The organism is Myxococcus sp. CA033 (genome assembly GCF_013336625.1).
Taxonomy (GTDB): Bacteria; Myxococcota; Myxococcia; order Myxococcales; family Myxococcaceae; genus Myxococcus; species Myxococcus llanfairpwllgwyngyllgogerychwyrndrobwllllantysiliogogogochensis.
Window position 1 is genome coordinate 14,334 of the sequence record NZ_JABUMU010000004.1, and the last position, 22,062, is coordinate 36,395.

Below are 22,062 nucleotides of genomic sequence, written 5' to 3' on the forward strand. Positions count from 1 at the left end.
GGATGACATGAAGGTCGACGCCGAGGCCCCAGCCGACAGCACTCCGACGAAGCAACGCCCCGACGCGGAGCGGTTCCAACGGGCACTCCAGGAAGCACCTCAGCGAAGCGCCGCGCTGCCCGCATCCAGGCCGCCGGCCGCGCTCGCTCCCCTCCGCGCACCGCCCCCCACGCTTCGCGCCCCGCCCCGCGCGGAGGCACTCATCGCCGCGCGCGCCACGTCGCCCGTCCTTGCGACCACTCGGGGAGCACTGGCCAGTCCAGAGCGCCTCGCGGTGACACGCCAGGCGATGCATGCCGAGTCCTCCCGCCTGGGCAGCGTTCGCGGTGAAGCCCAGGCCTCAAACCAGGAGCGCACCGAGCACCGACTCACGGACCTCCTCGCCCGAGAGCTTTCGCGCGAGCCCCGGGTGCCCACGAGCGCCCCCCTCAAGACGGAGTCGACGCTCGCGCCACCCGAGGCCCCTCGGCTCGCCGCATCGCCAGAGAGCACGGGGACAGAAGGACGCATGCCCGTGACAGGCGCGGGCAGCGCGGCACGGAGCGAGGCGCCCCCCACCTCCCGCGTCGATTCGGCGCTGGAGCTCATCGAGCGCATCGAGGTCTTCGTGAAGTCGCAGCGTCCCGCGCTGAGCATCAGCGTCCGGGGAACCCTCGACGCGACGGTGGAGGTGGAGCGGACGGGCCCTCGCGAAGTGGTGCTGCGCATCCAGGGACACCACGGGCCGGTGCCCACCCAGGATGTCGCTCGGCTGCGGGATGCCCTGGAGGCACGCGGGCTGAAGCTCCGCTCGCTGCGTGCTGGATGAGCGGGCCCGAAACGACGAAGGCCCTCTCGCCAGCGACGGGCGGGAGGGCCTCCACGAGACTCACGGGCGCGAACGGCGCCAGTGGCCTACTTGCCGGGCGCGGTCTCCAGCATCGCGCGCTTGCCGTCCTTCTCCTTGTACTCCTCGGCCTCGGCGAGCGGCGCCTTCTTCTCCGCGATGTTCGGCCACTTATTGTTGGAGAAGTCGGCGTTCAGCGCCTTGTACTCCGCCCACTTCGCGGGGAGCTCGGTCTCCGGGAAGATGGCCTTGGTGGGGCACACGGGCTCACAGGCGCCACAGTCGATGCACTCGTCCGGGTGGATGACCAGGAAGTTCGCACCCTCGTAGAAACAATTGACCGGGCAGACCTCGACACAGTCAGTGTACTTGCACTTGATGCAAGGGTCCGCGACGACGTAGGCCATGAAAGCTCTCCTCTAAATATCTTCAGCGCGTCCGTGGGCGCGCAGACTAATGGTTCGTTCCAGGGATGGCACCCTGAATTTGTGACACCTGTCCGACGCGTGTCGCTGTCAGCCGAGCAACCCCTGGGCCCGCAGCTGTTCGGCCACGAGGATGGACCCGCGCGCGGCCCCCATCTTGGTGTTGTGGGAGACGAGCACGTACTTGAAGCCGTTCTCCAGCACACCATCCTCGCGCACGCGGCCCACCGTGGTGGCCATGCCGCCATGCGTCTCCCGGTCCAGCCTCGGCTGAGGACGGAAGGGGTCGTCCATCACCTCAATCCAGCGAACAGGCGAGGAAGGCAGGTCCCGGGCCACCTCGGCGCCGCGCCACTCGCGCATCGCCTGGGTGACCTCCGCCACCGTGGCCTTGGTGCCGAGCGAGACGAAGACGGACTCGGTATGCCCCTCCATCACCGCCACGCGGGTGCAGGTGCAGGACACCCGAATGTCGTGGGGAGTGAGGGCCGCGCCCCCTGCGTTCAGGGCACCGAGGATCTTCTTCGTCTCCACCTCGACCTTGTGCTCCTCCTTCGGGATGTAGGGGATGACGTTGTCGATGATGTCCATGCCGATGACGCCCGGAGAACGTCCAGCGCCGGACATGGCCTGCAGGCTGGTCATCAGCACGGCCTTCACCCCGAAGCGCTCGACGAGCGGGGCCAGCGTGACGGCGAGGCCCGTCGTCGTGCAGTTGGGGCTGGGGACGATGAAGCCCTTCCAGCCCCTCGTGCGCTGCTGCTCGCGCACGAGCGGCGCGTGCGCGGCGTTGACGGGAGGGATGAGCAGCGGGACGTCATCGTCGTAACGGAAGGCGCTGGCGGCGGAGAAGACGGGGATGTCCCTGGCCAGCCGCGGCTCCAGCTCACGCGCCACGTCCGCCTCCACGGCGGAGAAGACGAGGTCGTAGTCCCTGGCCTGGAGCGCATCGCCGCTGATGACCTGCATGCGGGCCGTCTCGGGCGACAGCGGCTCCGAGACGAACCACGCCGTCATGCCGTTGGCCGTGCGCAGGGCGTCCCCGTAGGATTTACCCGCCGAGCGAGGCGACGCGGCCAGGCCGGTCAGCTCGATGAACGGGTGATTCCTGAGGGCAGCGATGAACTGCTGCCCCGCGAGTCCGGTGGCGCCAACGAGGGCGGCACGAAGCTTGGCCATGGGGACGGGTCTCCAAAGGAGGAAGTCCGCCGCTCCATACACCCTTTGACGACGCACCGCATCCACCGAACCTCAGCGGGGCAGCGCCACCTGGGCACGGACATGGCGCTCGGTGGGGTAGCCCCCCCGAATCCAGCCCGAGAGGCCTCCGTCGAGACACACCGCCTCACGCCCATGCATGCGCAGCAGGCGGCAGACCCGGCGCACCTCGGACCCGTCGTGCGTGCCACCGCACAGGACGATGAGCTCGTCGTCGGGAAGCATGCGGTGGTCCCGGGCCACCTCCATGGGGGTCATCCTCAAGGCGCCGGGGATGTGCAGATCATGATGCTCCCATTCGGACGAAGCGCGACAGTCGATGACGAGGACCTCGTCATCTCCCAGGCGCAGATACAGCTCGGTACACAGGATGCTGGGCTCCACGAGGACCTCCGCGGGGGGCTCTCGGGGCTCAACCCGGGACCCCGCGGACCTCTTCCATCCCGCCTGGTCGCCTGCCCCTCCCCGGTTGCACCGGGGCCGGCGGGCCTACAGGCCGAGCTGCTTGGCGATGATCTCGTTCATCACCTCGCTGGCCCCGCCACCGATGGGACCCAGGCGGGCATCCCGCCAATGACGCTGGATGTCGTACTCCATCATGTAGCCCGCGCCCCCGTGGAGCTGGAGGCACTCGTCGGCGACGCGGCACGCGGTCTCCGTGGCGACCTTCTTCGCCATGGAGGTCTGCGCCACGGCCCACTCCCCCGCCGCGTGAAGGCGCAGGGCGTGGTAGGTCAGCTGACGGGCGCACTCGCGGGCGGTGAACAGGTCCGCGAGCTTGTGGCGCACCACCTGGAGCTGACTGAGCGACTGGCCAAAGGCGCGGCGCGACTTCACGTGCTCGACGACGCGCTCCAGCATGTCCTCCATGGCGCCCACGGCCCCCAGCGCGAGCGACAGGCGCTCCCACTGGAAGTTGCCCATGATCTGCGAGAAGCCCTGGTTCTCCACCCCCAGCAGGTTCTCCACGGGGATGCGGCAGTCCTCCAGGAACAACTCGGCGGTGTCCGAGGCCCGCCACCCCAGCTTCTTCAGCTTGCGGCTCACCGTGAAGCCGGGCGTGTCCTTCTCCACCACCAGCATGGACAGCCCCTTGTGCCCCGCGGAGGTGTCCGTCTTCACCGCCATGACGACGAAGTCCGCGCGCACGCCGTTGGTGATGTACGTCTTGGAGCCGTTGACGACGTAGTGGGCGCCATCGCGCCGCGCCGTGGTGCGCAGGCCCGCCACGTCCGAGCCGGCATCCGGCTCGGTGATTCCCAGCGCGCCAATCTTCTCGCCCCGAATCGCCGGGGCCAGCCAGCGGCGCTTCTGCTCGTCCGTGCCGAACAGGTGGAGGGGGCCGGTGGCGATGGTGAACTGCGCCCCCAGACCCGCGGACACTCCGCCCGAGCCACACCGCCCCAGTTCCTCCAGCAGCACCGCCTCGTAGAGGGGGCCGGCGTCCGTGCCGCCGTACTCGACGGGGTACTTCAGCCCCAGGAAGCCCAGCTCACCGAAACGCGCGAAGAGCTCCCGGGGGAACTCCTCCGCCTCCTCCCAACCCGCGACGTGGGGGAGGATCTCCTTCTCCACCACCGCCCTCACCGTGCGGCGAAAGGCGTCGTGCTCTTCCTCGTACACCCCATGACCATGCAGCATCTGGAAACCCCTCGGCCCATTCGAGCGCGCGAAGCCCAGCGACGGGCACCGCTTCTGACGCGAATCGTACCGGCCGGAGCCGCCCACGGCTTCCGTTGAATCTTGACCGGGCGGCGGAGGGCTGCGTATAAACCCGGCCCCAGCCGTTGGCGCCATAGCCAAGTGGTAAGGCAAAGGTCTGCAAAACCTTCATTCCCCGGTTCGAATCCGGGTGGCGCCTCAATGAAAAAAGGCCCGATGCGGAAGTTACTCCGCATCGGGCCTTTTCATTTTCCGCGGGCCCAGTGGCGGGCCGGTCGCACGTAGGCCCGGCACTCCCCCTGGAGGCGGTTCAGCGGATCAGCAGCCCAGTTCCACGGCGCCGATGTCGGGAGCACCGCCGCAGAAAGGCAGGCCCACGTCGGTGCCCTTGTCCACGGCCAGGGCGCCCGGGCCGAAGCCCTCGCCCAGGTCCGCGGAGCCGCTGGCGGACGACGCGTCACCCGTCGTGGACTTGAACTGGTCCACGCTCACCACCGCGCCGTTGCTCTTGAACTGACCGCTGGCGGCGAAGAGGTTGTTGCCCAGCTTCATGCCCGGCGCCTGTCCGCCCATGTCCACGGAGATGGCACCGTCCAGGATGTTGTTGCGCACCACCGGAGACTGGGTGGGGCCGCCCGTGCCGTGGCCAATGACGAGGCCGGTGGACACGTTGGTGACGGTGTTGTTCACCACCACGGTGCCCTTGGAGTTCTCCAGGCGGATGCCCGTCCCCTCCCCGCCGCCCGCCGCGGTGATGTCGTGCACGCGGTTGCGGCGCACGACGATGCCGGAGGGCACGGGGCCCTCGTGATTCCCACCGACGGAGATGCCCTTGGCGCCGTCGTAGATTTCGTTGTCCTCCACCATCACGTTGTTGGCGGAGTAGTGCACCACCACCACGTCGCCCTTGGCGGTGCTCGACGGGCGGAACTGGTGCATGCGGTTGTTGCGGATGACCACGCCGTAGCAGGTCTTGATGTCCACCGCGTTCTCACGGTTGTTGTAGAAGTGGTTGTTCTCCACCAGCACCCCGTCCGCGGGCGGCAACGAGCTGAAGCCCTCGGGCCCCAGGCACTGCACGGAGTCACCCGAGTTGTCGTGGATGTCGTTGTTGCGGACGGTGATGTCCTTGGACGTGGGCTGCACGACGATGCCGTGCGAGTCCTGGTTGCCCGTCGTCTTCAGGAAGTCGTGGATGTGGTTGTTCTCGATGATGGCGCCAGTGGCCTTGTTGTAGGTCGTCACGCCCGCGCCACCACCACCGTGGTGCAGCTCCGAGTTCACCAGCGTGGAGCCGGCGACGTTGCCCTCGAAGGTGACGCCGAAGATGGGCTGACGCTGCACGTCCAGCTCGAAGCCGTCGATGACCCAGTGCGGCTGACGCACCTGCACCATCGCGCCACTGCCAGCACCGGGGATGATGCGCGGGCTGCCCTCGCCCTGGAGGGTGATCTTCCCGCCCTCGGTGCCCGGCTTCGCGTTGGCGCCGATGATGACGCGCTCGGCGTACGTCCCGGCCTGCACACGGATGACCTCGCCAGGGCCCGCCTGGCTGATGGCCTTGTTGATGGTGCGCAAGGGCTGCGCGGCGCTGCCGTCACCGGCGTCATTTCCAGAGGGGCTCACCACCCACTCGCGGGTAAAGGACTTGGCTGACGCGGGCGACAGCGCATTCGCCTGGATGCCCGGCTGGGGCGAAGGCGTGGCGATGTTGGAGTGGTCCGGATGCGACGGCAGCGCGGCCACGGGCGTGTTGGGGACGGCCTGGACACCGATGGGAGGCAGGCTGCCGGTCGCGCTCGGGGCGCCGGGCGTCGAAGGATTGGAGGGCGTCCGAGTCACCGGAGCACCGGGGATGTTCGGCGTGGGAAGGAAGGCACCCAGGCCCGCTGCGTGAGCGGTCGAACCGAGCATGAGCAGGCTGGCGGCCAGGGTGGCCACGGGAGTCTTCAGCTTCAGGTAGTTGCCTTTGAAAATTCGCATGAGCAGGACCAACGCGAGACGCGCCGCGTTCTATTCGCCACGTGCCAAGCCCACCCGAACGAGCCAACGGGCGTCCGGTCCGTGACAGGCCCCGCCCCGGCGGGTACGGTGTCGCCCCCCGTGCGCACCGCCGTCCTGCTCCTGCTCTCCGTCGTGCTGTTCGCCTCCTGCGCGAGCCCCAAGCCACCACCGAACCTGGCCGGCGCCTCGATGGACAGCCCGGCCAGCGAGCGCCAGGACGCCGGGACGGATGGGGGCTCCGTGGAGCCGCTACCCGTCGAGGACGCCGGGACGACCGACGCGGGCGTGGAGCCCTCCACGGCCGTGAGCACGCCCGGAGAAGACCCGCTCGCCCAGGGCATTCCGGGGCCCGGCGAGCTCAAGCGCCTGGACTTCCGAGGCGGAGAGCCCCGGCTCCCCATCAAGCTCATGGAAGGACGGCGCGAGGCGACGTTCTCCCCCCGAGGCCGGATGCGGATGCGCTTCGGTGGGGCGGTGGACAAGGTGCTGGACGCCGCGGCGGGAACGCGGTGGACGGTGCGCGTGACACAGGGCGAGCCGGCGGTGCTCGCCGCGCGCGTGCAGCTGGGCGAGCACCGGTTCGCGGACCGGGAGGGACTCGCCGCCGCGCAGGAAGAGTGGAAGGCGCGGGGCCTCGCGGTGCGCGCGCAGGTGCTGGGCGCGGTGTACGGCATCGCCGGCAAGGTCATCGACAACCGGCGCTCGCTGCTCCTCGTCGATGAAGTTCTCACCCCCGAGGACGCGGCGACACGACAGGCGGAGCTGCTGCACCAGTTCGGCGCCAGGACGACGCTCTTCGAGGAGGTCCGCACCCCGGCGCGCGCCATCCTCGAGGTGCGCGACGAGTCCGGCGCGGTGGTGGGCCTGGCGCAGGACCGACTGGACGCGGACTCACCGGACGGCGCGGGCTTCGACGTGCGCCAGGTGGAGTTCGGCGTCGGCTACGACTTCCACGGCTTCGAGGACCGGACCTTCCGGGGCGCGCTCCAGTTCTCCGTGGACCGCGCGGGCCTGCTGGCCGTGGTGAACGTGGTGCCGCTCGAGGACCTGCTCAAGGGGCTGGTGCCGGCGGAGATCTTCGCGCGGGCCCACTCGGAGGCGCTCAAGGCCCAGGCCGTCACCGCGCGCGGCGAGGTGCTCGCGAAGGTGGGCATCAAGCACCTGGCGGACCCGTATCTGCTGTGCTCGGAGCAGCACTGCGCGGTGTACCGCGGCCGAACGGGCGAGGCGGCCAGCACCTCCGCGGCGGTGGAGGCGACCCGGGGCGAGGCGCTGTTCAGCGCGGACGGTCGGCTGGTGGACTCCGTCTACAGCGCGGTGTGTGGTGGCCACACCGAGGACAACGACATCGTCTGGGGCGGCCCACCGGACCCGAGCCTGCGCGGACGCCCGGACATCCTGGAGCCCTCGGAGGCCCCCCCTTCCCCTTCGCGGCTGGAGGCCTGGCTGGCCACGCCCGACGTGGGGGCCGCCTGCCGGCTGTCCAGCTTCGCCCAGCCCAGCAAGTTCCGCTGGGAGAAGCGCTTCACGGCGGCGCAGGTGGACGCGCTCGTCGCCCGGCTGGGCGTGGGCCGAGTCCAGGCCATGAGCTTCCAGGAGCGGGGCGTGTCCGGCCGGGCCCGGGTGCTCGCGTTATCCGGGGACCTGGGGGCCACCCAGGTGCGTGGCGAACTGAACATCCGGCGGCTCTTCGGGATGTTGAACAGCAGCATGGCGGTGGTGGAAGCCGAGCGGAACGCCGAGGGCCGGCCCACCCACTGGCTTTTCCGTGGCGGAGGCTGGGGCCACGGAGTAGGGATGTGTCAGACGGGCGCCATCGGCCGAGCGGAGGCCGGGCAGCGATACCAGGATATCCTCCGTCACTACTTCAATGGTGCTGAAGTCGCCCCTATTTACTGACGTGAAGAGGGGGCGCGCCTGCGGAACAGTGCACGTCTCGTGAATGTCCTCCCCTGCCCACCTGTTCTGCCGCGAACGGGACGGGACTAGGCAGCGGGCCCGGAGGTTTATCATCGCGCCGTGAGCACGGGTTCCTCTCCGAAGACAGACTGGCGCCGCAAGAGGCGGCGGCAATCCCCGTGGCGAGTGGTCGCCGCGGTGCTGCTTGCCCTGGCGGTCCATGTCGCCTACCTGTCGGTCGTGCTCTTCACGGGAACGCTTCCCCCCACGGGGCGTGAGCGCAAGCCCGTCACGCGTCCTCCCACGTCCGTGGCCGTGCGGCCCCTGACGGAGGACCAGTGGTCCCGGAACCGGGGCAAGACGGACTCGAAGACGCAGACGACCCAGAAGCCCCGCGTCCAGGACAAGAAGCCCGAAGAGAAGAAGCCGGAGACCCGGCCCAATGGGCAGGTGGTGGACCTGGCGCCCGGCAACGAGCAGGAAGCCCCCGACGCGAAGTACCTCGCGGAGCACAACAACCGCGTGGACAAGGAGACGCGGGCCCGGGAGCAGACGCCCTTCTACCGGAACGCCATGCCGCAGCGCACCGCGCCCCAGGAGCAGAAGGGCGCGGACGTGGAGCCGCAGGCGCCGCGCATCGCCGGCAACAACGGCATGGGCAACGATGACAGGCCGCTCGCCGAGGGTGGCCAGAAGTTCGCCTTCGAGATCCCCGACATCCACCGCAAGAACGAAGTGAAGGTGAAGACGGACCCGAACACGCCCGGGGGCGTGGCGGTGAACAACCAGAACGAGAGCGACGAGCTGTCGGGCAACGCGAAGCGGCTGCGAATCCAGCCGGGCGACACCGGAGGCGAGGAAGAAGGCTCCGCCGGACGCGTGGGCTCGCCGGGCATCGCCGCGTTGATGCCGTCGCGCGCGGTGATGGACAAGGTGGTGGGCGCGGCGCCCAATGACCACCTGCGCGACGTGGACGAAGGCGACGGCACGCTGCTCAACTCTCGTGAGTGGAAGTACGCCAGCTTCTTCAACCGCGTGAAGCAGAGCGTGGGCATGCACTGGAAGCCCAACGAGACGCTGCGCCGCAGAGACCCTACCGGCAACATGTTCACTGGGAAGGACCGGCACACGATGCTGGAGATCACGCTGGACGAGAAGGGCCGCGTGACGAACATCGAGGTGGAGAAGAGCAGCGGCCTGGACTTCCTGGACATGGAGGCCGTGTCCTCGTTCCAGCGCGCACAGCCCTTCCCCAACCCACCGCCGGGGTTGTTGAACGACGACTCGAAGGTGCGCTTCTCGTTCGGCTTCTTCCTGGAGATGGGCGGCGGCCCGCGCATGCGGCTGTTCCGTCAGCCCAACTGACGTTCGCTTCACCACGCGTGGCGTGCGAGGTCCTCGCGGCCGGACGCGGTTCCCACTACGGTGCCGCGCCGTGGACACCTCCCCCGCCGAGAGAAGCGTCGCGCTCCAGCAGCGCAGCAAACGCATCCGCTTCGTGTTGCTCGCCATCCTCCTGGCCAACTGGGTGGTGGCCGGCGCGAAGCTCATCTTCGGACTCATCAGCCAGTCCGCCGCCGTGACGGCGGATGGACTCCACTCGTTCATCGACGGTGGCTCCAACGTGCTGGGCCTGGTGGCCATGGGCGTGGCCTCGCGGCCCGCTGACGACGACCACCCCTACGGACACGGCAAGTTCGAGGCGCTCGCGTCGCTGGGCATCGGCGCGATGATTGGCATCGGCATGTTGGAGTTGGGGCGCATGGCGCTCGACTCGCTGATTCATGACCGTCACGCGCAGGTGACGCCGGCCATGGCGGTGGTGATGGTGCTCACCCTCTGCGTCAATCTGGTGGTGACGCGCGTGGAGGGGCACTACGGGCGCAAGTACAAGAGCAGCCTGCTGCTGGCGGACGCGAGCCACACGATGTCGGACGTCTTCGTCACGCTGGCGGTGCTCGCGTCGTTGGGCCTGGTGGCGATGGGCTACCCCAAGGCGGACGGCATCATCGCGCTGGGCGTCATGGTCTTCGTGGCCTGGGTGGCCTACGGCATCGTCCGGCAGGCGGTGGGCATCCTCTCCGACACGGCGAGGTTGGACCCCGCGCAGGTGGCGCAGCACACCGTGGGCGTGGCCGGCGTGCGCAGCTGCCGCGACGTGCGCAGCCGGGGCATGGAGGAGAGCGTCTACGTGGACCTGAAAATAGAGGTGGACCCGAACCTCACCACCGCGCAGGCCCACGAGGTGGCGGACCGGGTGGAGCGCACACTCCACGCCGCCTATCCGCAGGTGGTGGACGTCGTCGTCCACGTGGAGCCGGAGCACGACAACGCGGACCGCGCGCAAGGTGCCACGCCGCACGTGAGCTGAGTCGGCCCCCCGCGAGACGCGTGGGAGCGCGAAGGCCACGCGTAACGACAAGGGCCGCCTCCCCACGTAAGGGAGACGGCCCCAGGAAGCACCCGGCCTATACGGCCCGTCAGGCGACGGCGGGCTTCGGCTCCGGCGTCATGTAGTCCTCGATGGGCGGGCACGAGCACACGAGCTTGCGGTCCCCGAGCACGTTGTTCAGGCGGCCCACGGACGGCCAGAACTTGTTGTCGCGCACCCACGGCGCCGGGAACACCGCCAGCTCTCGCGAGTACGGGCGGTTCCACTCCGGATTCGTAATCGTGCGGACCGTGTGGGGCGCGTTCTTCAGGACGTTGTTGTCCTTCGGCATGCGCCCCTCCTCGACCTCACGAATCTCCTGACGAATCGCGATCATCGCGTCGCAGAAACGGTCCAGCTCCGCGCGGGACTCGCTCTCCGTCGGCTCGATCATCAGCGTGCCCGCGACGGGGAACGACACCGTCGGCGCATGGAACCCGTAGTCCATCAGCCGCTTGGCCACGTCCTCGACCTCGACACCCGACGTCTTCTTCAGCGGGCGCAGGTCGACGATGCACTCGTGCGCCACCCTGCCCCGCTTGCCCCGGTACAACACCGGGTAGTGGGGCTGGAGCCGCTCGGCGATGTAGTTGGCGTTGAGGATGGCCAGCTTCGTCGCCTTCGTCAGGCCCTCGCCGCCCATCATCGCGATGTACATCCAGGAGATGAGCAGGATGCTCGCGCTGCCCCACGGGGCCGCGGAGATGGCGCCGATGGCGTCCGCCCCGCCCGTCTGGATGACCGGGTGTCCCGGCAGGTACTTCACCAGGTGGCTCGCCACGCAGATGGGACCCATGCCCGGGCCACCACCGCCGTGCGGGATGCAGAACGTCTTGTGCAGGTTGATGTGGCAGACATCCGCGCCGACCAGCCCGGGCGCCGTGAGGCCCACCTGCGCGTTCAGGTTCGCGCCATCCATGTACACCTGCCCACCACGCTCGTGGATGATGGAGCAGATCTCCTTGATCTCCTCCTCGAACACGCCGTGCGTGGACGGGTACGTCACCATCAGCGCGGCGAGCTTGTCCTTGTGCTCCTCCGCGCGGGCGCGCAAGTCGGTCAGGTCGATGTTGCCGTTCTCATCGCACTTGGTGACGACGACCTTGTAGCCCGCCATGACGGCGGAGGCCGGGTTGGTGCCGTGCGCGGAGGACGGGATGAGGCACACGTCGCGGTGCCCCTGCCCTCGCCCCTGGTGGTACGCGCGGATGACGAGCAGGCCCGCGTACTCGCCCTGGCTGCCCGCGTTCGGCTGCAGCGAGCAGCCCGCGAAGCCCGTGATTTGCGAGAGCATCTGCTCGAGCTGCTCGAAGATGACCTTGTAGCCGGCCGCCTGCGAGGTGGGCGCGAAGGGATGCAGCCGGCCGAACTGCGGCCACGTCACCGGAATCATCTCCGCGGTGGCGTTGAGCTTCATCGTGCAGCTGCCCAGCGGAATCATCGAGTGCGTCAAGGACAGGTCCTTCGCCTCGAGCCGCCGGATGTACCGCAGCATCTCCGTCTCGGAGTGGTAGCTGTTGAAGACGGCGTGCGTGAGGAACGCGCTCGTGCGGCGCAGCTCCGGCACCACCGGCGTCTCCACGTTGGCGCCCACGTCCTCCAGCGACGGCGCCGCCGCCTTGCCCGCGCCCGTGGCGAACGCGGTGAGGATGGCCTCCACGTCGGACACGCGGGACGTCTCGTCCAGCGACACACCCAGCGTCTTCTCGTCGATGCGGCGGAAGTTCATCCGCGCCGACTCCGCCGCCCCGAGCACCGCGCGCACCTGCGGCGTCGTCAGCTCCACGCGCAGCGTGTCGAAGTACTGCTCGTGCCGGACCTTCAGGCCCAGCTTCGCCAGCCCCCGCGCCAGCAACACGGTGAGCCCGTGCACGCGCTCGGCGATGGCCTTCAGGCCCTGGGGGCCATGGTAGACGGCGTACATGCTGGCGATGACGGCCAGCAGCACCTGCGCGGTGCAGATGTTGCTCGTCGCCTTCTCGCGGCGGATGTGCTGCTCGCGCGTCTGCAGCGCCATGCGCAGCGCGCGCCGGCCCTGCGCGTCCTCGGAGACGCCGATGAGGCGGCCCGGCATCACGCGGGTGTACGCGTTCTTCGTCGCGAAGTAGCCCGCGTGCGGACCGCCGTACCCCATGGGCACGCCGAAGCGCTGCGCGCTGCCCACCGCCACGTCCGCGCCGAACTCGCCCGGAGGCGTCAGCAGCGTGAGGCTCAAGAGGTCCGCGGCGACGATGAACAGGCCCCCCGCCGCGTGAACCTTCTCGCCGAACGCGCGGTAGTCCAGCACCGCCCCATCCGTGGCCGGGTACTGCACCAGCGCGCCCACGTACTTCTTCGCGCCCAGGTCCACCGTGCGGTGGTCACCCACGACGACCTCCACGCCCAGCGGCTCGGCGCGCGTGCGCACCACATCCACCGTCTGCGGGTGGCAGCCCTCGGAGACGAAGAAGGCGGCATTGGCGTCGTCGCCCTTCACGTGCAGCGCCAGCGCCATCGCCTCGGCGGCGGCCGTGCCCTCGTCGAGCAGGGACGCGTTGGCGACCTCCAGGCCCGTCAGGTCCATCACCAGCGTCTGGAAGTTGAGCAGCGCCTCCAGCCGGCCCTGGGCAATCTCCGCCTGATAGGGCGTGTACTGCGTGTACCAGCCCGGGTTCTGGAAGATGTTGCGGAGGATGACGTTGGGCGTGTGCGTGTCGTGGTAGCCCATGCCGATGAAGGACCGGAACACCTGGTTCTTCGCGGCGATGGCCTCCAGCTGAGCGAGCAGGTCATGCTCCCCACGCGCCGGCCCCAGCCGCAGCGGCTCCTTGGAGCGGATGGCCGGAGGCACGGTCTGGTCGATGAAAGCATCGAGCGAGTCCACGCCCAGCGCGGACAACATCTGCTTCAGCTCCTGCTCATCCGGACCGATGTGCCGGCCGGCGAACGACTCCTGGTACTTCCAGTTCAGGGACATGGCGGTGGTGGCTCGCGTGCGACTCACGACGGCGGAGTCGGAAAATTCGAGGACCGTCACTAACAACGGCCCTGCGGCGCTTCACTCTCAGGCTTCTTTGAGCAGGTTGCCGTAGGCGGCGGCATCCAGGAGCTCGCTCAACTGCTTGGTGTCCGAGAGCTCGATTTCGACAATCCACCCGTCGCCATAGGGGTCGGTGTTCAGCGTCTCGGGGGCGTCGGAGAGTGCAGCGTTCACCTTCGTGATCTTCCCGGAAACGGGAGAGAAGAGCTCGGAGACGGCCTTCACGGACTCGACGGTGCCGAACGGCTCGTCCTTTTCGATCGTCGTGCCCACCTTGGGCAGCTCCACATAGACGACGTCGCCGAGCGTGTTCTGGGCGTGGTGGGTGATGCCCACCGTCACCTTGTTGCCCTCGACGCGGGCCCACTCGTGCTCGTTGGTGTACTTGAGGTTTTCGGGGATGTTCGGATCGGACATGGGGTGCTCCTCGACAGGGCTAGAAGGAACTCAGGGCTTCTTGTGGAACGGCGTCTTCACCACCACGGCGGGAACGGCGCGACCGCGAATCTCGACGTCGAAGGTGGAGCCCTCCGCGGCCAGCTCCGCGGGCACGTAGCCGATACCGATGGGCTTCTTCACCGTCGGGCCCATGGTGCCGCTCGTCACCTCGCCCACCGGCTTGCCGTCCTTGTGGATGGGATAGCCGTGACGGGGGATGCCCGCGCCGGTCAGCTCGAAGCCCACCAGCTTGCGCTTCACGCCCGCGGCCTTCTGCGCCACCAGCGCGTCCTTGCCGATGAAGCCCGCCTTGTCCAGCTTGACGATCCACCCCAGCCCCGCCTCCAGCGCGGTGTGCGAGTCGTCGATGTCATTGCCGTAGAGCGCGTACTTCATCTCCGTGCGCAGGCTGTCGCGCGACGCCAGGCCGCACGGCTTCACGCCGTCCTGCTCGCCCTCGGTGAGCAGCGCGTTCCAGAGCGCCACCGCGTCACCCGGGGCGCAGTACAGCTCGAAGCCATCCTCACCCGTGTAGCCGGTGCGCGAGATGATGGCGCGCACGCCCGCCACCTCGCCCTCCGCGAAGCGGTAGGTGCCCACCTTGGACGTGTCCGTCTTCGTCAGCCGCTGCACCAGGCCGGCGGCCTTGGGGCCCTGCACGGCGATCTGCGCGTAGTCCTCACCCCGGTCCACGGGCGTGACACCGCGCGCATGCTCCTTCATCCACGCGAAGTCCTTGTCGCGGTTGCTCGCGTTGACGCAGATGAGGATGCGCTCGGGGCTGAAGCGGTAGGCGACGACGTCGTCGACGAAGCCTCCCTGCTCGTTGAGCAAGCCCGCATAGACGGCCTGCCCGTCCGCGATGCGAGCGAGGTCATTGGAGATGAGGGCGTTGACCGTCTCCAGCGCGCCGGGACCCGCGAACTCCACCTCGCCCATGTGCGACACGTCGAAGAGTCCAACGTGGTTGCGCACCGCCTCGTGCTCGGCGATGACGGAGGTGTACTGAACGGGCATGTCCCAACCCGCGAAGTCGACCATCCGAGCGCCCAGCGCGCGGTGGGCGTCGTTGAGCGGCGTACGCCGGGCCATCGGCTTCTCCTGATGAAGGGGGAGTGAAAACGGCGCGGACTATAGCCGCGCACCTTCGCCGATCAAGGCCGACGGGGACCGTCTACACTGGGACCAACATGAAGATTCGTAATCGATTGAATCCGTCCAACCCCTGCTTCTCCTTCGAGTTCTTCCCCCCGAAGACCGACGAAGGGGTGGCCAACCTGCTCAAGACGCTGGAGGACCTGGCGCCGCTGGAGCCCGGGTTCGTCTCCGTGACGTACGGGGCCGGCGGCAGCACGCGGGACAGGACGCTGGAGCTCGTCACGCGCATCAAGGCGGAGACGGGAATCGAGGCCATGGCCCACCTGACGTGTGTGGGCCACACGCGGCAGGAGCTGCGGGAGCTGCTCCAGCGACTGACGGACGCGAAGATGGACAACGTCCTCATCCTGCGTGGAGATCCGCCGCAGGGACAAAAGTCCTTCGTCACCGCCGAGGGCGGCTTCACCTACGCCACGGAGCTGGTGCGATTCATCCGAGAAGAGGATTTCAACTTCTGCCTGGGAGGCGCGTGCTATCCGGAGGGCCACGTGGAGACGGCCTCCCGTGACGACGACCTGCGTCATCTCAAGGCCAAGGTCGATGCGGGGCTGGACTTCGTGGTGACGCAGCTCTTCTTCGACAACGCGTTCTACTTCGACTTCGTGGAGCGGGCCCGTCGCGCGGGCATCAACGTCCCCATCGTCCCCGGCATCATGCCCATCACCAACTTCGAGCAGGTGCAGCGCTTCACGCGGATGTGCGGAGCGACGGTGCCCATGCGGCTGGGCCTGCAGTTGGAGCGGGTGAAGGACCAGCCGGACGCGGTGGTGCAGTTGGGCGTGGCGCACGCCACGGTGCAGTGCATGGAGCTGCTGTCACGCGGCGTGCCCGGCATCCACTTCTACACGCTCAACAAGTCCCCGGCGACGCGGATGATCGTGAGCGCACTGAGAGCCCGTACATGAGCGGTCCTGGTATCCAACTTCCTCCGGAGGACCCGCGCGCGAAGGTCATCGAGATTGTCCGCGCCCCGGCCTTCTTCCTGCTGTGCACGGGCGTGCTGAACGTCATCTTCAACATCCTGGGCTTCGTGCTCGCCGCGTTGAATGTGACGTCGCCGTTCGCGGGCCCGGGCGGGGCTCCGCTGGAGCTGTCGGGCTCGCTGGCGCTGATGCTGCTGGTGGGCATCCTCTGCGGCGTGCTGTCCACGTGGGGCGCGCTGAGCGCGCTCAACCTCAAGGGCTACGGCCTGGCCACGGTCGGCGGCATCACCGCGCTGTACATCCTGTCCCCCGGCTGCGTCGTGGGAGTGCCGGTGGCCGTCTGGATGCTCTTCACCTTGCGCCGCGACGGCGTGCGCGAGGCCTTCCGAAGCTGACGGGCCCGCAGGACGGGCCCGCAGTCGGAGGCGATGTTTCAGACAGACGTGTTGGACGAGAAGCCAACGGGTGTCTCGTCCCGTCGGGAGGCATTCATTCCAGCCTTCCGCACAAAGACTGTCGAGTCCGTGTGCGAGTGGCTGCCCTGGAGTCCCAAGGCGTCTGGGAGTCTTCGTCCACGGAGTTCTCATGTCGCTGGAGGGGACGAGCACCCTCGTCATCACCCGGCTGCTCTGAAGCGCCGCGCGGCGGACGTGGGCCGCTGGTTCCCGACAGGGCCGTGCGACTGACGGTCGGACTGGTGAGGTCGCTTCACGGGCCTCACTCATCCGGCCCCGCGCAACTGGCTTTCATGGGTGCGGGGTGGACGGCTCGGGCGCTCCGAGCCTTCCAGCGACTCACATCCCAGCCGCCCACGGAGCCCTTCATGACGTCGAGAGTCCTCCTGTCCGCCCTGCCCGCGCTGCTCGGCGCACTCCTCCTCCAAGCCACGCCCGCGTCGGCGCAGGTGGGCACGACGGACCTGACGTGCTCCGGCGGCGCCTATCAGACCTGGGAGCCCGGACTCCGGCTGTCCAACCGACGCGTCACCGCCACGAACTACACGAGCTACGACACGTGCACCTCGAACGACACGCTCGTCACCTCGGGCGTGCTCGTGGCCACGACGGAGCTGTCCACCAGCTGCGGCGGCAACCTGGGCCCCAGCGAGACGACCGTCACCTGGGATGACGGCTCCGTCTCGACCTTCGCCCTCAAGGGCGCCGGAGTGGATGTCATCAACGGCGCCCGCGTCTTCGTCTCCGTCGGGCTGGTGACGGGAGGCCGCTTCCAGGGAGACGCCGTGATGATGACCCAGGCCATGAGTCCCCTGGACCTCACGCCGTGCCTGTATCCCTCCGGCCTGACGGCGCTGTCGGGCCCGAGCACCCTCCGCCTTACGCGCCTGTTCTGAGGCGCGGGCCTTCGCGCCTCACGACGAGCAGGCGACCCCAGTCACTGAGCGCGCTCGGGGCAGGCAGATGGTGAAGACACTGCCCTCCCCCTCGCGGCTCTCCACCCGCAACGTCCCACCGTGCTGCCGCACCGTGCTGGACACCACCGTCAGCCCCAGGCCGGTGCCGTGCTCCTTGGTGGTGAAGAGCGGGTCGAAGATGTGGTCCAGCACACCCGCCGGAATCCCTCCGCCGTTGTCGGAGACCCGGATGTGGAAGGCCCGTCCGACGCCCAGCTCCGCGGAGACCTCCACGACTCCCTGGCGGCCCAGGGGCATCGCCTCCACCGCGTTCTGCACCAGGTTGATGAGGACCTTGCGCAGCATCTCCCGGTCCACCCAGGGGGGCTCGAGCGCCGTGGGCACGCGGTTCATCACCGCCACGCCCTCGCGGGAGGGCACCACGTCGATGACCTCTTCCATCAGCCCGTGCAACGAGCACGGCTGGAGCACCAGCGGACGCTCCCGCACGAACTCCAGCATCTCCGACGTGAGGCTGGCGCAGACGCCCAGCTCCCGGTCGACGATGGCGAGGAAGCGCTGCAGCCGGGGGTCCTCCAGCGCCCCCTCCACGTTGCGCAGCCTCCGCGCCACCGCCGCGTTCGCCGTGCGGGCGGCCGCCAGCGGATTGCGCAGCTCGTGGCTCACCGTCGCCGTCAACTGCCCCACCGCCGCGAGCTTCTCCAGGCGAGCCATCCGCTCACGCGAGTCCTCCAGCTCCCGGCCACTGCGCTCCGTCACCCGCTCGCGCTCCTGCTTCTCGCGCTCATACGCGCGCTCCAGCAACACCTGCCGCTCCGCGACGCGCCGCATCTCCCGCGCCACGCCCCGACACGCGAGCACCAGCACCCCGTCCACCAGCCCCACCCAGAACGCCAACTCCAGCACGCTCCACCCCGGCGCGCCGGAGAACGTCGCCCCCGGCTCCGGCCAGCCAATCCCTCGCAGCACGTGGGCCACCACCGCCGTCACGCCCGCGGTCAGCAGCACCCTCGGGTCCCGATAGAAGCTCAGGAGCGCCAGCGAGCCGAAGACGTGGAAGTGTGTCTCCAGCCGCGCGCCCGACAGATGCACGAGCAGCACGGACCACAACACCTGCGTCACCGCCATCACCTGCCGCGTCACCACCGCGCCCGGCCGCACCAGTGCCAGCGTCACCGGGATGATGCACAGCGGCCCGCCCAGGAGCAGCGCCACCCACAGCGGCTCCGGACTGGGGCGCAGCCTCCAGTCCCACGGGTGCGCGGACGTCACCACGGCCAGGGCGAGCGCGAAGAGCCACTGCCCCCCCATCAGCCAGATGCACAGCCCATCCGCCCGCCTTCGCACCGCGCTCAAGTACTCCGACAACAGCCACCGCACGCGCGACTCCAGCGCCGCGTCCAGCGGCTTGGAATCCTGTCGCCCGGGCTCCGCCGCCAGCGGCGTGGGACGCAGGACCTCCAGCGTGCCCAGATGACTCGCCAACGCCCGTCCCGCGAGCGCATCCGCTTCTTGGTTCTTCGACATCCTCAGGCTCACCCCGGCCGTGCTGGCCCCTCAGGATCCGCCCCATACTAACGCGCCGCGCATATCCAGCAATGCAGTTATTTCGGCTTTAACAGGTTGTGGCGTCGCCAACATCTGTCCCGGCCTCGTGGGCGGCGGGGCGCTGCGGGCTCCAATGGCAGGCGTTGTACCTGGGTACAATTCCAAAGCCAGACGCGACGACATCCGGTCAATCCGGCTTTAAATCGAGTTGCAGGAAGCCGCCCTGGACATATCATCGCGGCGTGGTGATGGCGGAGGACGCGGCCCACGCAGGCCGGAGCCTGCTCTGGCCCGGGCCGGTGGACTCCCCGACGGCTGGCGTTGGATTGAAGGCCTCGCTCCGCCCCCGGGGGGGTGGGCGGAGCGAGGCCCGCGGTATCCCTTCAGCTCAGCGTGCGGCGTGCACCAGCAGCTTGCGCAAGAGCGGCTCCAGCAGCTCGCGCCCCCGCAGCGCCGAACGCCACCGCTCCGGAATGGCCCGCGCGCCCAGCATCACTCCCGCGACGCCGCCCGCCACCGCCGCCGTGGTGTCGGTGTCATTGCCCAGTCGCACCGCGGCGCGGACCACCTGCTCGTAGCCGCCGCCGGCCGCCACGCAGTCGCGCGCTGAACGCAGACAGTCCACCACATACCCCGAGCCGCGCCCGGGCGTGTCCTCGGCGCCGCGCGGAAGGACGGCATCGTCCAGCTCCGTGCGGGCCTCGGTGCCCTCGGGATGCAGCGACCGGAAGGCCTCCAACGCGGCGTCCCAGGGACGGTCCGAGCCCTCCAGCGCGCGGCGGGCCCAGAGGCAGTACAGCGCGCAACACACCCGCGAGCGAAGGTGGCCATGCGTCACCAGGGACTGGAGCATGGCATCGGAGGCGAGCTCCGCGTCAGTCCCGCGATGCCACAGCGCGAGCGGAAGCACGCGCATGAGCGAGCCATTGCCGTTGTCCTGCTGACCCGAAGGTCCGGAGCTCGTCCCAGGCACTCCGGCGCGGAACATGGACAGGGCCCGGTCCGTCTGGATGCCCACGTCGAAGACCTGGCCATCCACCGCGAGGTAACCCCATTCCCGCCAGTTCACCAGGCGCCGGCCCAGGTCCTCCAGGTCCAGCCGCCCCTGATAGAGCAACGAGTCCAACAGGCACAGCGCGTGGGCGCCATCGTCGGACCATGTCCCAGGGGGAACGTCGGGGTGGGAGCGACCAAAGCCCGCGGGGGGCTCGAACTCAATCGCGTCCGCCGAGGGAATCCTCTCCGACGGGTGGAACTCGTAAGGCACGCCCAGGGCGTCTCCCACCAACAGCCCCAGCAGCCCTCCCTCGATTCGCTCCTCGCGCGTCACCACGAACCCCCTCCAGTCCTTCGCCCAGCGTCCGGGATTGGACGCTGGCGCCCACGCCCGCCCTCCGTCAAGCCGTCACGGCGCGGACGCGGCAAGGGGCCTTCCGGGAGCAGGCGTGCAACGGCCCCCCTGCCCGAGCACGCCGCCAGGGTGATGTTCCCCGGCAAGGCGGTCCGCACTTTCGTCCCCTGAAGAGTCGTTCGCTCCGGAGCCCCCGGCGCCATGCAGGCGATGAGCGACTCCCCGCACCGGGCCAACTGGTGCCGAACCACGGAGGAGGCATTCGCATGGCTTTCAACCTCATCGACATGGTGCGTGAGCGTTTCACGGGCAACGTGATGCAGCAGATGGGTTCCGCGATGGGCGAGGACCCCAGCACCCTGGGCAAGGCCTTGCCCGGTGCCATCGCCGCGGTGGGCGGGAGCGTGGCGGAGCGAGGCTCCACGGAAGCAGGCGCCCAGCGGCTGATGTCCCAGCTCAACGAAGGCGGCTTCACGGGGCCCAACGCGGGCAAGGAAGACATCCTCTCCGCGGACACCGAGGAGAAGGGACAGGGCATGCTCAGTGGCCTGTTTGGAGACAAGCTGGGCAGCATCACCAGTGCGCTCGGTCGCTCCAGCGGGTTCAGCAACAGCAAGTCCGCGGGCGGGATGATGGCGCTGGTGGCTCCCGTCATCATGGGCGTCATCGGCAAGCACGTGCGTGACAACCGCATGGGCGCCGCGGGGCTGGGACAGCTCCTGGGCAGCCAGAAGTCGCTGCTGTCGTCCGCGCTGCCCGCGGGGCTGGGCAGCATCCTGGGCATCGGTGGCGCCGCCGCGGCGGTGGGGCCTCGCGTCGTCGAGGAGGTCCACGAGACGCGCGCCATCCCCACCGTGGAGACGGTGCGGCGGCAGCAGCCCATCGAACGGGCGCCGGTGCACCACGCGGAGCCCAAGAAGAAGAACCTCTCCTGGGTCATCCCCGTGGCGCTGCTCGCGCTGCTGGCGGGCTGGTTCCTCACGCGCGGACGCCGCAGTGAGCCCCGGCGCGAGCAGGCGGCCGTCACGGAGCCCGCGCGGCCCCAGGCGCAGCCGCAGCCACAGCAGCGCCCGACGGACACCGGCGTGGGTGGCGGCGGCACGGCGGGCACCACGCCGCCGGTGGCCCGGGATGCGCAGGGCATGCGGCAGGCCATCGACAGCGGCGCGCGCAGCTTCATCCTGGCGGGCGTGGCCTTCGAGGAAGGCTCCGCGACGCTGACGCCGCAGAGCGACGCGAGCGTGGGGCAGCTGGCCTCGGTGCTGCGTGAGAAGCCCAACTCGCGCGTGCGCATCACCGGCCACACGGATGCCACGGGTGATGCGACCGTCAACAGCCAGCTGGCGAAGCGCCGGGCGGAGGCGGTGCGCTCCGCGCTCGTCGATGATGGCATCTCCGCCAATCGCGTGGACGTCGCCGCCGTGGGTGCCGCGCAGCCCCTGGCGCCCAACACCACCACGGAGGGTCGCGACATGAACCGCCGCATCGAGGTCCAGGTGCTGAGCCGCTGAGTCCTCGGACGTCCCCGGTCCGCCGGGCGCGTCGTCAGACACGAGCACGGGTCGGGCCTCCGCGTGGAAGAACACGTGGGGGCCCGACGCGTCATGTCGTCGACGACAGACAGCGCCCTCGCCCTCCCGCGTCATCCCACGGCACATCGCGCCGTGGCCCGCAGGGGGCTCGGCCTGCGACGTGTGAACACACCGTGCGTTCATTCCATGAGTGGGACGCAACGACCAGAAGCCGCCACATCCCGCATGCCTGGCGGTCCGCGCTGTGAATTGGCCA

Annotated in this window: 18 protein-coding genes and 1 tRNA gene; 9 read left to right on the forward strand and 10 right to left on the reverse strand. The window is 69.2% G+C overall.

Annotated elements, in window-relative coordinates; translation table 11 throughout:
- Positions 1-7 precede the first annotated feature (7 nt).
- The gene (locus HUA78_RS12905) at positions 8-808 is read left to right on the forward strand and encodes a hypothetical protein (protein ID WP_174476403.1); all 801 of its coding nucleotides are present in this window, start codon (positions 8-10) and stop codon (positions 806-808) included.
- An 86-nt stretch (positions 809-894) separates the two neighbouring features.
- Here the strand turns inward: HUA78_RS12905 and fdxA are convergent, their stop codons facing one another.
- The 4 genes from fdxA to HUA78_RS12925 form a co-directional block, all read right to left on the reverse strand.
- Positions 895-1,233 carry a ferredoxin FdxA gene (fdxA, locus tag HUA78_RS12910; RefSeq protein ID WP_141642668.1) on the reverse strand — a complete coding sequence of 113 codons (339 nt, stop codon included), beginning with the start codon at positions 1,231-1,233 and terminating at the stop codon, positions 895-897.
- Between the two features lie 108 nt (positions 1,234-1,341).
- Complete coding sequence (asd, locus tag HUA78_RS12915; protein ID WP_174465650.1) at positions 1,342-2,430, reverse strand: aspartate-semialdehyde dehydrogenase; 1,089 nt, start codon at positions 2,428-2,430, stop codon at positions 1,342-1,344.
- A gap of 72 nt (positions 2,431-2,502) precedes the next feature.
- Positions 2,503-2,853, reverse strand: coding sequence for a rhodanese-like domain-containing protein (locus HUA78_RS12920; protein WP_141642670.1), 351 nt, complete (start codon positions 2,851-2,853; stop codon positions 2,503-2,505).
- A gap of 105 nt (positions 2,854-2,958) precedes the next feature.
- Positions 2,959-4,110: an acyl-CoA dehydrogenase family protein gene (locus HUA78_RS12925; protein WP_141642671.1), complete on the reverse strand. Its 1,152-nt coding sequence runs from the start codon at positions 4,108-4,110 to the stop codon at positions 2,959-2,961.
- 148 nt (positions 4,111-4,258) lie between these two features.
- Between HUA78_RS12925 and HUA78_RS12930 the strand changes: the two genes are divergently transcribed.
- Positions 4,259-4,330, forward strand: a tRNA-Cys gene (locus tag HUA78_RS12930).
- 119 nt (positions 4,331-4,449) lie between these two features.
- Here the strand turns inward: HUA78_RS12930 and HUA78_RS12935 are convergent.
- Complete coding sequence (locus HUA78_RS12935; protein ID WP_254623697.1) at positions 4,450-6,114, reverse strand: nitrous oxide reductase family maturation protein NosD; 1,665 nt, start codon at positions 6,112-6,114, stop codon at positions 4,450-4,452.
- A gap of 120 nt (positions 6,115-6,234) precedes the next feature.
- On the opposite strand from HUA78_RS12935, the gene HUA78_RS12940 reads away from it, so the two are divergent.
- The 3 genes from HUA78_RS12940 to HUA78_RS12950 all read left to right on the forward strand — a co-directional run bounded on the left by HUA78_RS12940 (position 6,235) and on the right by HUA78_RS12950 (position 10,405).
- Positions 6,235-8,034, forward strand: a complete 1,800-nt coding sequence (locus tag HUA78_RS12940) for a SpoIID/LytB domain-containing protein (protein WP_371745565.1) — start codon at positions 6,235-6,237, stop codon at positions 8,032-8,034.
- 120 nt (positions 8,035-8,154) lie between these two features.
- Entirely contained in the window at positions 8,155-9,399 is a 1,245-nt protein-coding gene (locus tag HUA78_RS12945) for an energy transducer TonB (protein WP_141642674.1), read from the forward strand.
- 70 nt (positions 9,400-9,469) lie between these two features.
- Positions 9,470-10,405 (forward strand): cation diffusion facilitator family transporter, encoded by a 936-nt coding sequence (locus HUA78_RS12950; protein WP_174476405.1) that lies wholly within the window; start codon positions 9,470-9,472, stop codon positions 10,403-10,405.
- A 109-nt stretch (positions 10,406-10,514) separates the two neighbouring features.
- Here the strand turns inward: HUA78_RS12950 and gcvP are convergent, their stop codons facing one another.
- From gcvP to gcvT, 3 genes are all read right to left on the reverse strand, one after another.
- A complete protein-coding gene (gene gcvP, locus HUA78_RS12955; RefSeq protein WP_141642681.1) occupies positions 10,515-13,421 on the reverse strand; it encodes an aminomethyl-transferring glycine dehydrogenase in 2,907 nt (968 codons plus the stop codon).
- 87 nt (positions 13,422-13,508) lie between these two features.
- Positions 13,509-13,901, reverse strand: a complete 393-nt coding sequence (gene gcvH, locus HUA78_RS12960; RefSeq protein ID WP_174455238.1) for a glycine cleavage system protein GcvH — start codon at positions 13,899-13,901, stop codon at positions 13,509-13,511.
- 30 nt (positions 13,902-13,931) lie between these two features.
- Entirely contained in the window at positions 13,932-15,014 is a 1,083-nt protein-coding gene (gcvT, locus tag HUA78_RS12965) for a glycine cleavage system aminomethyltransferase GcvT (protein WP_174455237.1), read from the reverse strand.
- Between the two features lie 98 nt (positions 15,015-15,112).
- On the opposite strand from gcvT, the gene metF reads away from it, so the two are divergent.
- The 3 genes from metF to HUA78_RS12980 all read left to right on the forward strand — a co-directional run bounded on the left by metF (position 15,113) and on the right by HUA78_RS12980 (position 17,354).
- Complete coding sequence (gene metF / locus HUA78_RS12970; protein ID WP_174476406.1) at positions 15,113-15,985, forward strand: methylenetetrahydrofolate reductase [NAD(P)H]; 873 nt, start codon at positions 15,113-15,115, stop codon at positions 15,983-15,985.
- Complete coding sequence (locus tag HUA78_RS12975) at positions 15,982-16,398, forward strand: hypothetical protein (protein WP_174462366.1); 417 nt, start codon at positions 15,982-15,984, stop codon at positions 16,396-16,398. The genes metF and HUA78_RS12975 overlap by 4 nt, the downstream gene beginning before the upstream one ends.
- Positions 16,399-16,826: 428 nt before the next feature.
- Complete coding sequence (locus HUA78_RS12980) at positions 16,827-17,354, forward strand: hypothetical protein (protein ID WP_174462365.1); 528 nt, start codon at positions 16,827-16,829, stop codon at positions 17,352-17,354.
- A gap of 18 nt (positions 17,355-17,372) precedes the next feature.
- On the opposite strand, the gene HUA78_RS12985 is transcribed toward HUA78_RS12980, so the two are convergent.
- Together HUA78_RS12985 and HUA78_RS12990 are read right to left on the reverse strand one after the other, a co-directional pair.
- Entirely contained in the window at positions 17,373-18,902 is a 1,530-nt protein-coding gene (locus tag HUA78_RS12985; protein WP_174465655.1) for a sensor histidine kinase, read from the reverse strand.
- Positions 18,903-19,311: 409 nt separating this feature from the next.
- The gene (locus tag HUA78_RS12990) at positions 19,312-20,256 is read right to left on the reverse strand and encodes an ADP-ribosylglycohydrolase family protein (protein ID WP_174455235.1); all 945 of its coding nucleotides are present in this window, start codon (positions 20,254-20,256) and stop codon (positions 19,312-19,314) included.
- A 284-nt stretch (positions 20,257-20,540) separates the two neighbouring features.
- Between HUA78_RS12990 and HUA78_RS12995 the strand changes: the two genes are divergently transcribed.
- A complete protein-coding gene (locus HUA78_RS12995; RefSeq protein ID WP_174455234.1) occupies positions 20,541-21,785 on the forward strand; it encodes an OmpA family protein in 1,245 nt (414 codons plus the stop codon).
- Positions 21,786-22,062 lie beyond the last annotated feature (277 nt).